This is a genomic window from Brucella lupini (genome assembly GCF_002252535.1).
Taxonomy (GTDB): domain Bacteria; phylum Pseudomonadota; class Alphaproteobacteria; order Rhizobiales; family Rhizobiaceae; genus Brucella; species Brucella anthropi.
In genome coordinates this window covers 42,528-56,363 of the sequence record NZ_NNRN01000029.1, presented here as the reverse complement: position 1 = coordinate 56,363, position 13,836 = coordinate 42,528, and the positions used below count along the sequence as shown (strand labels likewise).

Sequence of the window (13,836 nt, the reverse complement as noted above, 5' to 3'; positions counted from 1 at the left end):
TGGATCAGCGCGCCGGCTGCCAGTTTCCATCGGGAAAATCGGTACTGGTGCTTATATCTTCCCATGCCTCAAGTTCGGCGCGCTGCGCGTCCAACTCGGCGCGGGCGTTCTTCACCGCATCGCTTCCGAGCAACAGCCGGAAAGGCGGATCGGTGCGTCCGACGACATCGACGAGGACACGCGCTCCCCTTGCGGGATCGCCTTGCTGGGTGCCGTCCGTGGTGTCGTTCTCCTTGCGGCGCGTCCCGGCGGTCGATGCGTAGTCGTCGATGCTCGCCTTTGCCTGATGCAGAGAGCGGCCGGCAAAGTCGGTCCTGAACGCGCCGGGCTCGACGACGATCACGCGGATGCCGAGCGGCGCCAGCTCCTTGCGCAGTGCGTCGGACATGCCTTCGACAGCGAACTTGGAAGCCGAATAATAGCCCGAGCCCGGTGCGGCCAGCCGGCCGGCGATCGAGGACAGGTTGACGATCGTGCCGCTGCGGCGTGCGCGCATGCCGGGCAGCACCGCCTTGATCATGGCCACCGTACCGAAGAAATTGGTGGCGAAGAGGTCGGCAACCTCCCGGTCGTCGCCTTCCTCGACCGCGCCGCGGTAGCCGTAGCCGGCGTTGTTGACCAGTACGTCGATCGCGCCGAAACGCTCTTCGGCCTGCTTGACGACGCGCGCGACGGCCGCCGTGTCGGTCACATCCAGCGTGGTTGCGAGAGCCGTTTTCGGATAGGCGGCGGCGAGTTCGTCAAGCGCCTGGGTATTGCGCGCGGTGATGACGGCGTTGAATCCGGCTTTTAGGGCGGCGCGCGCAAAGCTCTTGCCAAGGCCGGTCGAGCATCCGGTGATCAGCCAGGTGGTCATGGTTTTCTCCCTGATGGAGTGTGCCCGCATGGCGCACGCCTGGTTTCTCAAAGATCCTGCGCGGTCGGACGGAACAGGATCTCGTTGATGTCCACGTCGTCGGGCTGACTCATCGTGAAGAGAACGCAGCGGGCGAAGCTCGATGCGGGGATGGCGGTCGATTCGTAAAACTGCGCGATGCCCTCCGCGACACCTTCGGCCTTGACCGACGCGGGCAATTCCGTGTCGACGGCGCCCGGCGACAGAACGGTGGTGCGGATATTGTAGGGCTTGACCTCCTGGCGCAGCCCCTCCGAGATCACGCGCACGGCGGTCTTGCTGGCCGAGTAGATGGCGCTGCCCGGACCGACCTTATGCCCCGCGACGGAGGACACGTTGATGAATTGGCCGCTCTTTTGCTCCTTGAAGTAAGGGAGCGCGGCGGCGATGCCCCAGAGCACGCCCTTGATGTTGACGTCAATGCACTGGTCCCACTCATCTAAGCGCATCATCTCCAGCGGCGCCAGCGGCATGATCCCCGCATTGTTGATCATCACGTCAATACGGCCATGGGTCTTGACGGCGTGGTCGACGCAAGCCTTGACCTGCTCCCGGTCGGTCACATCGACCTTGAAGACGGCCTCCTCACCGAGGCTCAGTTCCTTCGCCAGCGCTTCGAGCCGGTCGAGACGCCGCGCGCCGAGCACCACCTTCGCCCCTTCCCGCACCAGATGGCGGGCCGTTTCCGCGCCCAGCCCGCTCGACGCGCCGGTGATGACAACGACTTTGTCCTTGATATTCTCGCTCATTCACTTGTCCTCATTGTTTCTTCATCGGCCGACCAGGGCCTGATAGGCAGCGTTGTAACGGGCGCCCAGCACCGTGATATTCGAGAGCGCCGCGTCGATCCCGGAGAGGTCGGCGGCGGTCAACGCCAGGTCGGCGGCTCCGATATTCTCTTCAAGACGATGAAGCTTCGTGGTACCGGGGATCGGCACGATCCATGGCTTTTGCGACAGCAGCCAGGCGATTGCGATCTGCGCCGGGGTCACGCCCTTATGAGCCGCAATCTGGCCGAGCAGATCGACCAGCGCCTGATTGGCCTTTCGGTTTTCTTCCGAGAAGCGCGGGACGTTGGCGCGGAAATCGTTGCTGGCGAATTGCGTATCCGCGTTGATGGCGCCGGTGAGGAAACCCTTGCCGAGAGGGCTGAACGGCACGAAGCCGATGCCTAGTTCCTCAAGAGTGGGCAGCACGTCCTTTTCCGGCTCCCGCCACCAGAGCGAATATTCGCTCTGAAGCGCTGTTACCGGCTGGACCGCGTGAGCGCGCCGGATCGTGCCGACTCCCGCTTCCGAAAGCCCGAAATGCTTGACCTTGCCGGCTGCGATCAATTCCTTGACGGCGCCCGCGACATCCTCGATCGGCACATCGGGATCGACACGATGCTGATAAAACAGGTCGATGCGATCGGTGCGAAGACGCTTCAGGCTGGCGTCGGCCACTTTCCTGATCTGTTCGGGGCGGCTGTTGAGCGGGCGCGCCTTGTTGTCGCTTCCAATGTCGAAACCGAACTTGGTGGCGATGACGACCCGATCGCGAACCGGCTCAAGCGCTTCGCCGACCAGTTCCTCATTGGTGAACGGACCATAGACTTCCGCCGTATCGAAGAAAGTGACGCCAAGGTCGACGGCCTTGCGGATCAGCGCAATGCCGTCCTTCTTCTCGACAGCCGGCCCGTAGCCGTGGCTCAGACCCATACACCCGAGTCCGAGAGCCGAAACTTCAAGATTTCCAAGATGCCTGCGTTTCATGATGACAGCTCCTTTACTTCTTCGCTGGCGCCTCGACGTTCGAGAACGCCAGAACGGCGTCGGGCAGACGCTGGCCGCGCACCTCGATCGCCGTCGCGGCTGCGTTGAGTTCGCCTATTTCGTCAGGTGTGAAGTTGACCGAAGCAGCGCCGATATTGTCGAGCATGTGAGCCATCTGCGTCGTGCCGGGGATCGGAACGATCCAAGGCTTTTGCGCCATCAGCCACGCCAAAGCGATCTGCGCCCGTGTGGCCTGCTTCCTGTCCGCCCACTCACCCAAGAGTTTTACGAGCGCCAGGTTCGCCGGCAGGTTCTCGGGCGCGAAGCGCGACTCGATCCCGCGGATATCGCCTTCGGCAAAGCGAGTCTGTGCATCGATCGCTCCGGTCAGAAATCCGACGCCGAGCGGGCTCCACGGCACGAAGCCGATACCCAGTTCCTCGCAAACGGGAATGACCTCTGCTTCCGGCCCGCGCCAAAGCATCGAATATTCGCTCTGGACGGCCGACACGGGAAGCGCGACATGCGCGCGGCGCAGTGTGTTGAGGCCCATCTCAGAGAGGCCCCAATGCAGGACCTTGCCCTGATCCATGAGATCCTTTACCGCGCCTGCAACGTCCTCGATCGGAACGTTCGGATCGACACGGTGCTGGTAGAGTAGATCGATGCGGTCAGTGCGCAGGCGCTTGAGCATGCCTTCCACCGCCTGCTTGATGTGGTCGGGGCGGCTATTCAGGCCCGGTCGACGTTCGCCAGTCTCCAGATCGATGTTCCAGCCGAATTTGGAGGTGATCACGACACTGTCGCGAAATGGTTCGATGGCTTCACCGAGGATGCGTTCGCACTCGTGCGGGCCATAGGCTTCGGCAGTATCGAAGAAGGTCACGCCGCGCTCGTGAGCCGTGCGGATGATGCTGATCATCTCTGGTCGGGACGGAATTGTCGTCTGATAGGTGCGGTGCATGTTCTGGACGCCAAGCCCGATATTCGAGACTTCCAGCGTTCCAAGCTTCCGGCGTCCGCTTGCCGAGACCGCAGACGTGTCTGCAGCTTGGGCTGATGCGCCCGAGCTGGCGCCTGCCAGAATGGGCGCAGCCGCGAGGCTGCCCATCAGGCCGAGGACACTACGACGGCCGATAGTTGGAATACCTTCATTATTCATGCTTGCGGTCCTTCCATGTGTTCTGTGTCGATAGATGCCGCTGGCGATCGACGGATATAGGCGGCGCGCATACCGCCTAGATAATGATCCTGTGTCGGCTATGCCGATTGAGTCGCGCCTCGTCCCATGTCGCAGGCAAAAGCCTCGAAGCGGACATTCCCCGACCTTGCGAGACGGTCACTGCCAATATACCGACTTTGGCAGATTGCGATAATATGCTATAATCCGCATGAGCCTTTTAGATGAGCTAACAAATCGATATGGAAAACTTCAACGATCTCGCTGCGTTCGCGGCCGTTGCCAGGGAGCAGAGCTTCACGCGGGCGGCCGCGAAACTTGGTGTCTCGCCGTCGGCGCTCAGCCAGACCATCCGCAATCTCGAAGAGCGGCTGGGCGTGCGGCTTTTGACTCGCACCACGCGCAGCGTTTCCTCGACAGAGGCCGGTGAACGCCTGCTGCAGACCATCGCTCCTCGTTTTGAGGAGATACAGGCGGAACTGGCCGCATTAAGCGCGTTTCGGGACAAGCCGGCCGGCACCGTGCGGATTACGGCCGGCGAGCATCCAGCGATCTCGGTACTGCAACCCGCACTCAAGCGGTTCCTGCCGGATCATCCCGACATCCATGTCGAGATCATCATCGACTACGGCTTGACGGATATCGTCGCGGAAAAGTACGACGCCGGTGTTCGTATGGGCGAACAGGTCGCCAAAGACATGATCGCGGTCCCGATCGGTCCGGACATGCGTATGGCAATCGTTGGATCGCCTGCCTATTTCGAGCGACACCCATATCCGCAGACGCCTCACGACCTGACGACGCACAATTGCATAAATGTGCGCCTTCCGACTTACGGCGGCCTGTTTCCCTGGGATCTGGAACAGCAAGGACGCGAGGTCAACGTGCGAGGTGAAGGACAACTCGTCTTCAATAGCCTTGCCATGAGACTTGCTTCGGCACTGGACGGTCTCGGTGTGACCTACGTCCCCGAAGATCAGGCACTTCCCTATATTGCGGAGGGCCGATTGGTGAGGGTCTTGGAGGATTGGTGTCCCTCCTTTCCGGGGTATCACCTATACTATCCGAGCCGCAGACAGCAATCGCCGGCGTTGGCCTTATTGGCTCGCGTTCTCCGCTATCGCGACGATTGATCCTGTTCGCCTAGAGTGCCGATCAGCTTGTTATGAGGTGTGTCTTTTTGCTCACCAAGAGAATAGACCTCCACCGCATTTTCACGGCCGCGCACCTGCACCGCTCCCACCTTAATCGCATCAACGCAAACTGAACGAGCACATTCGAAGGTGCTGCTGCTGATGAGACAATCTGTGTTAAATTCCTTGTTTAACTCCTCCAGGCGCTGTGCCACGTTCACGGTATCGCCATATAGCGTATAAGTATGACGTGCTTGGCCCCCAACGGTACCGGCCGCTACTGGGCCGGTTGCGACACCGATACGCAAGCGCAGCTTGTGGCCTTCAAACTCCCTTTCCGAGACGAGAGAAAGCAGGTCGCGAGCAACTGCAATCGCGCGTGCGGGATGGTCTTCGGCAGGAACTGGCGCGTTGAAGGAGGCAATCAGGGCGTCTCCGATATAGTTCACAACAACGCCTCCATGAGCGTCGACAATCGCCGTAGCTGCTCCGAAGAAGTCGTTGAGCATTTCTACGAGGTTCGAGGGCGATACGGTTTCCGACAGGCGCGTGAAGCCTTCAATGTCGGCAAAGAGTATGCTGGCGGTGCGCTGCTGGGGCGCCAGTTGGCCAGCATGAATTAGCTGCTCAGCCACTTGTGGCGGGACATAGTGCCCGAATATCCGCTGGATGCGGGCTCGCTCCGCTTCCGTCGCTGCATTAGCACGAACCACATTGCGCGCGCGATGAACGGCCAGCGCCGCAACGCCCGTTACGAGCCCAAGAGCAACTCCTTCATTTAGGCGAACAGGAATTGCGAAGAAGTTGGGATTGAGAAGTACCGCAAGCACTTCCTCGCGCGAAGGAGAAGCGGGCAAATTCCCGAGGCTAACGATATCACTCATGCCTGATATGATCGACACTGTAGCGCCGGCGAGACCGATGACGATGCAAAATCCGGTCCATATAACCAGTGCCGGTGAGAGTGTCAGAATAGAGGTCGCCAAGATGACGTAATAATAGTCGGTACGGCTGGACAGAAAAACGAGGTTCTGAGGGACATCACCCCCACTGCTAAGTGGTGCAAACGCAAGTATGGCACTCGCTGTCGCTGCATCGAAGGTGAATAGGACAAAGCGGGCGACGCGCTCATATCGGCTTTGGATCAGCCACAATGGAATTAGACCGAGGGCCGCAATGAGTACGATAGCTCCTGCAACATACACATTATTGGGATACGCGTAGAGTGCCAGGTAAAAGCCGGCGAACGCAATAAGGGCGCAGGTTCGGCCGATGACGGCGAGCCGAAATCCTTTGCGCTCGGCGTCATCGAGGGCTGATTCGGCCGCGGTCTGATGGACGTCTAGAAGAGATGGAGTGGCTATCGATCCTCCTTGGCCAAGATCATTCTTGGGCTTTGATTTGCGCTTGAACGCTGTTCCCATGAAGCATTTTACGTTTTCTACCTAAAATCCATTTCATAGAGTAATAGGTCAGACACATATATAGCCCAGCGATCGCCACGCAGTGGAAGAAAAAGCCAGCAACCGATTCCTCGAAATTCCACCAGTCTAGCGTCATCTGCATGGAGAGCTTGTCGCCGAGGCCCAGTTCGAACGAACTCCAGACCCCGAGTACGGCGATCGCCATTGTGACTGCGCGCAGCATCAGCGTTCGCATGGTGCTGACGCCGGAAATCCTAAAAAGATGACGGGCCATGCTCATCAACATTGGCCAGCGCAGACCGAGGTGGATGGCGACGATCGCCAGCGCCCAATAGGCCGCAAGGGTGTGAATTTGCCGCACGGTAAAGCCGCCATAGGTCGACATGACGTCGGACAGCGCGTTAGAAATGAGCACGCTGGTAACGAACAAAGCCAACATCGCTAAAAGCAACAGAAGTGTCGCCACAGCATTGAACAAGCTGCGCGCCTCCCGTTTCGCCGTGCGGATCGTGCCGTACCAGCGGCGGTTGAAGACGTTGTGCGCGATGACCAGCAGAAACATAGCGGTCCCGGCCAGTTCATGCGCGACATTGCCGAGCCACCAGTACGAAAAGCCGAACAACAGCAGTCCTGCGGCAACAAGATCGAGAACCAGTCGGGAGTAGAAAACAGGGGTCAAGCGCTCCACCTCCCACTCATTGGATCGGCATGCCGTTGAATCGGGGAATGCGATAGGCCGTATAAAGGTAGTCGCTGCCTTGTTGGCCGCTGTGGCAGGACTGACAGCGCGCTGTATTCTCATCCATGTTGATCGTTTTGTCCGGCCAGAACCACTGGAACTGCCAGTCGCCAGTGCGGCGGCTTTCCTCGTATTCGGCGCCCCAGTTTTCGCCCTTCTGCATGACGAAGTAGCGATAGAGTTCGCCATCCGGATGATCCACCAGGACGAAATGCGTCCCTGCCGGAATAGGCTGTCGATTCTTGACGGCCTCCACGGCCGCAGGCGTGGTCATGATGTGCTCCATCAAATTGCCGCGTCGGACGGTAGTGTAATGAACCAAGGAATCGAGATCGGGAAACTGGACACGGTTCGATTCAGCCTGCACCTGCCAACCGGCGAGAAAGACGGCGCAAGCGGCGAGAACGCTCAAGGCGACGGGATTGGCGATCTTTTTCAAAGGCAAGCTCGCTTTGGGTCAAAATGCTGGTTTGAACAAACGACAGGCCGCCGTATCGGCGGCCTGCGCGGTTTCGATACAGGTGCGACTAGCGGCTGTACTGCTCGTCAGAAACCTGCTCCATCCATTCGACGGACTTACCGTCGAGCGATTCGGAGAAGGCGATATGGCTCATGCCGACCGTTGGGCTTGCGCCATGCCAGTGCTTCACGCCCGGCGGAATCCAGGCGACGTCGCCGGGCCGGATTTCCTGAATGGGGCCACCCTCGGCCTGCACCAGACCGATGCCCTGCGTGACGATCAGGGTCTGGCCGAGCGGGTGCGTGTGCCAAGCGGTCCGTGCTCCCGGTTCGAAGGTCACGGTCGCCCCGCCGATCCGGGCTTCACCGCTCCCTTTGAAGCGGTCGTCGACGCGGACGGAGCCGGTGAAGTTTTCCGCAAGCCCAGCGGCGGACGGCTGTGAGCCGGTGCGGGTGACGACGACTTCAGTATCAGCATAGGCTGACGTTGCAACGGTGAGAACTGCCGTGGTGAACGGCGTCGCACACAGCAGCGCAACTTTTACGAAGGATTGTTTCATGGTCACTGGTCCTTTCGTGCTGGCGTGGTTCCTAGGGGGGCGAGCAAGGTCAACCGCCCAGAGTCTTGGTTACGACTGCCAGCGCTCTGGTGGCCTTCCCCCAGCCGGCATAGAAGCCAAGATGCGTCAGGGCTTCCGCTATCTCGTCGCGCGTGAGGCCGGCTTCTAGGCCGCGGCGCAGATATGGCTCAAGCAGGTCAGTGTCGCCTGTTGCCGTAAGGGTCGCGATTGTCACGAGGCTGCGATCACGGACGCTGAGGTCCGATCGGGTCCACAGGTCGCCGAAGACAAAACGGTTGTTAAGGTCGGCGAATTTCGGCGCCACGGCTCCGAATTGCTTGGTCACAGCCTCCGCTGTCGCAGAATCCGAAGACGCAGGAGAAAGCGGCTGAAGATCGGCTTGCAGTGCAGCGAAGTCGATGTTCCGCTCAGTATAGACCTTATCATAGACTTCAAGAGCCGAGACCGCATTCGGCCAGCCCGAGTAAATGGCAAGGTGGGTAAGGACGCCCGATGCTTCAATGGGCGTAACACCATTGGTCAAAGCGCGACCAAGGTGGCCTCGAAGCTGGTCCGGCTTGTTCGTTGCGATGAGGACCGAAATGACGGCGAGGCTGCGGTCGCGCGGCGAAAGGCCCTGTCCCGGCCAGATCTCGCCGAACAGCACCTCGTCCGTATAATTTGCCATACCGGGAACCAGCTTCTGCTGAAGCGGGCTGGAGGCACGCGCTTGGGTTTGCTGCTGCGCTTGTTGATCGGAGGGCTGTTGCGACTGGGCGTGAGCGTGCGTCACTCCGACGAACGCAAGCGCGAAAGCGAGGGCGGCGAATTTCATATGGTTTTTCCAATCTCTCTCAGGTGTTCACAGAATGATCGTTGAGGGCCATGCGGCAGACCGACGTCCGCAGGCTCCGGTCCACTGCGCGATTGAAGGCTCTTTGTCGCTCACAGGAGCCGTGTCCGACGCATCAGCGCCGGGCACGGCAAGCCGAATTACGAGCGATCGGCACCAACGGTCCGAGCGTAGAACGGCGTCAGCTTGCCCATCGCAGCATCGACATATTCGGGAACCCAATACGTCTCGATATGGGTTGCGCCCTCGATCTTGAACAATTCCTTGTCCTTCGTCCCGGTGGCCTTGGGGAAGGCCTCCTCGGTCATATAGAGGCTGTCCGCCTTGCTGCCGGCGATCATCAGCAGCGGCTGGTCGATCAGCTCGATCTGGTCCGTCGCGTCCCAACGCATCAGGTCCAGCAAGCTGCTCGTCGTGTATTTGAAGGTCGAGTTGGGGTGCGCGTGGGTTTTCCAGTAGTATTCGTAGCCCTGCCGGTACATTTCGAACGGCAGCGCGGCGATCTGCTCGTCCGTCAGGTTGGCGTCGCCCGAATAAAGGATTTCGCCGCCGGCCATCTCCTGCGCGCGGGCAGCCGATACCTGCTTCAGGCGCTCCTGGATTGTGTCCTGCTGTGAATCCGCAAAGCCCTCACGGCGAACCCGTCCGGAGTTGAACATGCTAAGGGTCGCGATCGACTTGAAGCGTTTGTCAGCTTTCGCCGCAGATAGCGAGTATCCACCGCCGCCGCAGATGCCGAGCAGAGCAAGGCGTTCCGGATTGACGCCTGCGTAAGCCGTGATGAAGTCCGCAGCGCCGTGAATGTCCTCGATGCGGAACTGGGGCTTGTCCACGGAGCGCGGTTCGCCGCCGCTTCCACCCTGATAGGCCGCGTCCATCGCGATCGTGATGTAACCCTGTTCCGCCAGACGTTGGGCATACAGGCCCGCAACCTGCTCCTTGATCCCGCCGTTGGGGTGAGCGACGACGATGGCAGGATATTTCTGGTTCGGATCGTAGTTCGCCGGCGTATAGACGTTGGCGACGATATCCAACCCATGCAGTTTGTATTTGACCGGGTGGATATTGACCTTGCCCGGCTCGTTCTTGGTGATCGCGCCGTCATACACCAGCGTGAACGGATTCTGCTTGTAGTCGGCTGCGGCAGCGGGAGTCATCATTGCCGGAATTCCCAGCATTGCTCCCGAGAGAATAAGCGCGGATGCTCCGAGGAGCTTGCGGCGCGTGTTGTCGATAACGTCATTGGCCATGTCGATCTTCCTTTCTCTTCTTCGCGAATGATGCGCCCGCACGACCTCCGGAGAGGCCGCGCCGACGCTTTAGTCGAGCTTCTTTTCGGCCAGGAACTTCGCGGTGTGATCCGCAATCTCGACGTTGTTGAGGTCCGACATCAGGAAGTGCGTGCCGCCGCGGATTCCGATTTCGGGAAGATGCACGAGCTGCGCATCGCCGCCGCGCTTGTTGATGGCCTCGACCCAGAGCTTCGCCATCGCGAGACGCACACGCCAGTTATCCTGGCCGCGCTCGGTGGTCGGCTCCACCGGGAAATTGTCACCATAGTAGATGATGATCGGGATGCGTGTCAGTTTCTCGAAGTCCGCCAGCGGCACCGCTTCCGGCTTCAATGTACCGGCCGCACTTGGCATTTCCTCGGGCAACTCCCCTTCCGGGAAAATGAAGCCGCTGCCAGGCTCGTAGGACACGATCGCCTTAACGTTCTCGCTCTTGATCGCTGTCAGCCAGCCCGGACCACCGGCCTGCGAGTGGGTGAACAGGATGCCAGCGCCGGTCTTGTTGAAGAGTGCCGCCATTGCATCCGAGATGACGTCAGCGTCATAGGGGCCGGTGTTAGGCGTGACCGAGCGCAGGAACTGGTCAAGCGTCTCGGGCTTGCGGTCGAATTGCACGTTCTCGAAATAGTCCGGCCACTTGCCGAGCCTGAACTGATCGAAGAAGAGCTGGTCGTAAGGCGTCGGCTCGATCGTTGCCGCCACGGTGCTGTTGCCGGCGCGGCCTCGACGCGGCTGGTCGACCAGATAGACCGGGAAGCCACGGCGCAGGAAAATGGTCTGGAAGCCTTCACGTCCGTCCGACGTCGTTTCCCAGCTGCGCGCCGACTGGAAGGCGCCATGCAGCATGACGATTGGCAGCGGCTTGGGGTTTTGCGGAACCTGATAGAACGCGTAAAGATGGTCGCCGTGAAAACTCTGCCCCTCGGCAGTGGGGGCATTGTTGTTATAGGTGCCGGGCGTCTCGACGACCTTGCCGCCGATAGCGAAGCTGCCTTGTTCCTGAATGGTCAGCGGCTCCATTTGATCGGCCATCGCTGCGCCGGAGGACGCAAGGAAGGAGGTAAACAGCAGCGCCGAAACGGCGTTCTTCAGGAGTTTGGCCTTCATGGATATCGAACCGTCCTTGGGTCTTCAGATGTTTACGACATGCTTCTTGAAGCTACGGATGCCCTCGTTCGAACCACCTCGAAGAAGCGGTCGTCCGGCAAACAGTGTGTGTTTGGGTATAGGAAATCTTTGTCGCAGAGCTTTGTCAGCAACAGGCGAGTTTGTCGCTAAATGTACGAAGCCGGCTCGGTCGCGGACACACTCTTTTACAATTTTGAAAATGCGCCGGCATTCCGCCTGCTGTATTGTTTATTTGCCAGAACTCGGATCACATTAATGGAAGAAACACTTCATATCGCCGTCGTCGATGACCACAGAGATATCCGCGACCTCGTCGGCAAATACCTTTCCAAGCAAGGCTACAGGGTGAGCCTGGCCGAGAGCGGGGCTGCGTTGAAACGCATCATGGAGCATAGCGCGATCGACCTGATCGTGCTCGATGTGATGATGCCGGGCGAGGATGGTTTGTCCGTCTGTCGGGAGATCAGGGGAACGAGCCAGGTTCCGATAATATTCCTCACCGCCATGACGGAGGAGATGGATCGTATCGTCGGTCTGGAGCTTGGCGCGGACGACTACCTCGTAAAGCCGTTCAATCCCCGCGAGTTACTGGCGCGCGTCCGCGCCGTAATGCGACGGGTCAACAGCCTGCCGCCGCAAACCCGGCAGTCGACCAAGGCGAGAATCATTCGTTTCGCACAATGGCATCTGGATGTCGGCCGACAGGAGCTTACAGACAAGGAGGGTGTGGGAATCCCGCTGAGCACGGCTGAGTTCCGGCTGCTGAAAGCATTTCTCGAACATCCGGGGATCGTGCTGACGCGCGACCAGTTGCTCGACCTGACGGTCGGCAGGGCATCGGACGTATTCGACCGCAGCATCGACAACCATGTGAGCCGTCTGAGAAAGAAGATGGAGGAAGACCCCAAGAATCCTTCCATCATCCGTACGCATTGGGGCGGAGGATACAGCCTGTCCGCCGATGTGGTGGCGGAATGATCTATTGGTGGCGAAGAAGCCTTGCAGCGCAATTCATCGGATTTGTGCTGGTCACGTTAGTCGTGTCACAGGCGTTGTTCTTTTTCATATCGCGGGCGGAGCGTGAGCAGGCGTTGTACGCTGCTTCGAAAAGCGAGTTCTATACCCGCGCGACATCAATCACGCGGCTTATAGGCTCGCTGCCGGCGGGCTTGCGAAAGGAAGCTCTCGAGGCCAGCGAGACGACATACTCGCGGTTCTGGATCTCCAATAGCGAGCCTGTCGATGCCGATGCGTGGCGACGACGCGCGGGAGATGAACTGGCGCGGCCATTGGCAAACTTGGTCGACTTTCATCAGCATCCGGGTTTCGACGTTCCAGCAGCAATCGACAATGCCACACGGAATGCAATGGTTGCGGCCAATGCTGGCGAGCCTTGGGCAACCCCGTCCGCTATGACGTGGAATTTGCCGCAAGCCGCGAAATATACAGCGTTGGGCGGAACCAGCGGGTTTGGGCTCGCGGTTCGGCTTGATGATGGCACCTTTCTGAACACGGCCTATTACAACAGTTCACCAACCTCTTGGTGGAATCCGCAGACGCTTGCATCGCTTGCGGTGGCTGCCACCTTGCTGTGCGTGATCGGAATCTTTGCCGCCAACCGCATCGCGCGGCCGCTCCGACGGTTGACCGCTTCCGCTGAAGCGCTTGGCAGAGGCGAAAACGTTCCTCCTCTGCCAGAGGAAGGAACTGACGACATTCGGCAAACCACTGCGGCGTTCAACAGGATGCAGTCCCGACTTTTCCGTTTCATAGAGGATCGAACCCGGATGCTGGCGGCAATCGGCCACGATCTTCGCACCCCCTTGACGTCCCTGCGCCTGCGGACCGAGTTCGTGACCGACCCGGACGTTCAGCAGCGAATGCTTGCCACGATTGACGAAATCCAGACCATGACGGAAGCGACGATCGCCTTCGCACGCGGCGAAGCAACGATTGAAGAGACGCGCACTGTGGATTTGAATGCACTGGTCGGCAGCTTATGCGACGACCTCGCGGATATGGAGCAGCCCGTCACCTATCAGGATGGGGAGAAGTCAACGTACCGCTGCCGCCCCGACAGCCTCCGTCGCGCCATTCGCAACATCATCGAAAACGCCGTGCGTTATGGCAGCGAGGCGCGAGTTCAACTCCGCCACCACGCTCAGTCCGTGGATATCATTGTCGAGGACGATGGTCCGGGCATCCCCGAGGCGATGCATGAAAAAGTGTTTGCGCCGTTCTATCGTCTCGAAGCCTCCCGAAACCGCGAGACCGGTGGCGTTGGCTTGGGGCTGGCCATTGCAAGGACGATCGTCCGGCATCACGGCGGTGACATCGTGCTTGAGAACGGCAATCCGCATTTCAAGGTCGTGATCAGCCTGCCGCGAAAGCAGTAGAGCACGAGATTTCGATAGGCGTC

Annotated in this window: 14 protein-coding genes; 3 read left to right on the top strand and 11 right to left on the bottom strand. The window is 59.7% G+C overall.

Annotated elements, in window-relative coordinates; all coding sequences use genetic code 11:
• Nucleotides 1-4: 4 nt before the first annotated feature.
• From CES86_RS02560 to CES86_RS02545, 4 genes are read right to left on the bottom strand one after another with little or no spacing between them, the layout of a single operon-like run.
• A complete protein-coding gene (locus tag CES86_RS02560; RefSeq protein WP_094513534.1) occupies nucleotides 5-856 on the bottom strand; it encodes an oxidoreductase in 852 nt (283 codons plus the stop codon).
• Between the two features lie 47 nt (nucleotides 857-903).
• The gene (locus CES86_RS02555; RefSeq protein ID WP_094513533.1) at nucleotides 904-1,644 is read right to left on the bottom strand and encodes an SDR family oxidoreductase; all 741 of its coding nucleotides are present in this window, start codon (nucleotides 1,642-1,644) and stop codon (nucleotides 904-906) included.
• 21 nt (nucleotides 1,645-1,665) lie between these two features.
• Nucleotides 1,666-2,649 carry an aldo/keto reductase gene (locus CES86_RS02550; protein WP_094513531.1) on the bottom strand — a complete coding sequence of 328 codons (984 nt, stop codon included), beginning with the start codon at nucleotides 2,647-2,649 and terminating at the stop codon, nucleotides 1,666-1,668.
• A gap of 13 nt (nucleotides 2,650-2,662) precedes the next feature.
• Nucleotides 2,663-3,811, bottom strand: a complete 1,149-nt coding sequence (locus tag CES86_RS02545; protein ID WP_094513530.1) for an aldo/keto reductase — start codon at nucleotides 3,809-3,811, stop codon at nucleotides 2,663-2,665.
• Between the two features lie 260 nt (nucleotides 3,812-4,071).
• On the opposite strand from CES86_RS02545, the gene CES86_RS02540 reads away from it, so the two are divergent.
• Entirely contained in the window at nucleotides 4,072-4,962 is an 891-nt protein-coding gene (locus CES86_RS02540; protein WP_192802334.1) for a LysR family transcriptional regulator, read from the top strand.
• Here CES86_RS02540 and CES86_RS02535 read toward each other — a convergent pair.
• The 7 genes from CES86_RS02535 to CES86_RS02505 all read right to left on the bottom strand — a co-directional run bounded on the left by CES86_RS02535 (nucleotide 4,947) and on the right by CES86_RS02505 (nucleotide 11,396).
• On the bottom strand, nucleotides 4,947-6,386 hold the full coding sequence (locus tag CES86_RS02535; RefSeq protein WP_094513527.1) for an adenylate/guanylate cyclase domain-containing protein: 1,440 nt from the start codon (nucleotides 6,384-6,386) through the stop codon (nucleotides 4,947-4,949). The genes CES86_RS02540 and CES86_RS02535 overlap by 16 nt on opposite strands.
• On the bottom strand, nucleotides 6,346-7,065 hold the full coding sequence (locus CES86_RS02530; protein ID WP_094513526.1) for a DUF4405 domain-containing protein: 720 nt from the start codon (nucleotides 7,063-7,065) through the stop codon (nucleotides 6,346-6,348). The genes CES86_RS02535 and CES86_RS02530 overlap by 41 nt, the downstream gene beginning before the upstream one ends.
• 16 nt (nucleotides 7,066-7,081) lie before the next feature.
• Nucleotides 7,082-7,564 carry a cytochrome P460 family protein gene (locus CES86_RS02525; protein ID WP_094513525.1) on the bottom strand — a complete coding sequence of 161 codons (483 nt, stop codon included), beginning with the start codon at nucleotides 7,562-7,564 and terminating at the stop codon, nucleotides 7,082-7,084.
• Between the two features lie 88 nt (nucleotides 7,565-7,652).
• On the bottom strand, nucleotides 7,653-8,144 hold the full coding sequence (locus tag CES86_RS02520; protein ID WP_094513523.1) for a (R)-mandelonitrile lyase: 492 nt from the start codon (nucleotides 8,142-8,144) through the stop codon (nucleotides 7,653-7,655).
• Between the two features lie 49 nt (nucleotides 8,145-8,193).
• Nucleotides 8,194-8,979, bottom strand: a complete 786-nt coding sequence (locus CES86_RS02515; protein ID WP_094513522.1) for a carboxymuconolactone decarboxylase family protein — start codon at nucleotides 8,977-8,979, stop codon at nucleotides 8,194-8,196.
• A gap of 158 nt (nucleotides 8,980-9,137) precedes the next feature.
• The gene (locus CES86_RS02510; protein ID WP_094513521.1) at nucleotides 9,138-10,247 is read right to left on the bottom strand and encodes an alpha/beta hydrolase; all 1,110 of its coding nucleotides are present in this window, start codon (nucleotides 10,245-10,247) and stop codon (nucleotides 9,138-9,140) included.
• A gap of 69 nt (nucleotides 10,248-10,316) precedes the next feature.
• Nucleotides 10,317-11,396 carry an alpha/beta hydrolase gene (locus tag CES86_RS02505; protein WP_094513520.1) on the bottom strand — a complete coding sequence of 360 codons (1,080 nt, stop codon included), beginning with the start codon at nucleotides 11,394-11,396 and terminating at the stop codon, nucleotides 10,317-10,319.
• Between the two features lie 276 nt (nucleotides 11,397-11,672).
• On the opposite strand from CES86_RS02505, the gene CES86_RS02500 reads away from it, so the two are divergent.
• A complete protein-coding gene (locus tag CES86_RS02500) occupies nucleotides 11,673-12,395 on the top strand; it encodes a response regulator (RefSeq protein WP_094513683.1) in 723 nt (240 codons plus the stop codon).
• A complete protein-coding gene (locus tag CES86_RS02495; protein ID WP_094513519.1) occupies nucleotides 12,392-13,813 on the top strand; it encodes an ATP-binding protein in 1,422 nt (473 codons plus the stop codon). Before CES86_RS02500 ends, CES86_RS02495 begins: the two co-directional genes overlap by 4 nt.
• The last annotated feature ends 23 nt before the right edge of the window (nucleotides 13,814-13,836 follow it).

What these genes read in the sequence shown, in the direction of transcription:
- CES86_RS02560 (WP_094513534.1), bottom strand. Translation starts at nt 856, where the DNA reads ATGACCACCTGGCTGATCACCGGATGCTCGACCGGCCTTGGCAAGAGC.
- CES86_RS02495 (WP_094513519.1), top strand. Translation starts at nt 12,392, where the DNA reads ATGATCTATTGGTGGCGAAGAAGCCTTGCAGCGCAATTCATCGGATTT.
- CES86_RS02540 (WP_192802334.1), top strand. Translation starts at nt 4,072, where the DNA reads ATGGAAAACTTCAACGATCTCGCTGCGTTCGCGGCCGTTGCCAGGGAG.
- CES86_RS02510 (WP_094513521.1), bottom strand. Translation starts at nt 10,247, where the DNA reads ATGGCCAATGACGTTATCGACAACACGCGCCGCAAGCTCCTCGGAGCA.
- CES86_RS02555 (WP_094513533.1), bottom strand. Translation starts at nt 1,644, where the DNA reads ATGAGCGAGAATATCAAGGACAAAGTCGTTGTCATCACCGGCGCGTCG.
- CES86_RS02545 (WP_094513530.1), bottom strand. Translation starts at nt 3,811, where the DNA reads ATGAATAATGAAGGTATTCCAACTATCGGCCGTCGTAGTGTCCTCGGC.
- CES86_RS02550 (WP_094513531.1), bottom strand. Translation starts at nt 2,649, where the DNA reads ATGAAACGCAGGCATCTTGGAAATCTTGAAGTTTCGGCTCTCGGACTC.
- CES86_RS02535 (WP_094513527.1), bottom strand. Translation starts at nt 6,386, where the DNA reads ATGGGAACAGCGTTCAAGCGCAAATCAAAGCCCAAGAATGATCTTGGC.
- CES86_RS02515 (WP_094513522.1), bottom strand. Translation starts at nt 8,979, where the DNA reads ATGAAATTCGCCGCCCTCGCTTTCGCGCTTGCGTTCGTCGGAGTGACG.
- CES86_RS02520 (WP_094513523.1), bottom strand. Translation starts at nt 8,144, where the DNA reads ATGAAACAATCCTTCGTAAAAGTTGCGCTGCTGTGTGCGACGCCGTTC.
- CES86_RS02500 (WP_094513683.1), top strand. Translation starts at nt 11,673, where the DNA reads ATGGAAGAAACACTTCATATCGCCGTCGTCGATGACCACAGAGATATC.
- CES86_RS02505 (WP_094513520.1), bottom strand. Translation starts at nt 11,396, where the DNA reads ATGAAGGCCAAACTCCTGAAGAACGCCGTTTCGGCGCTGCTGTTTACC.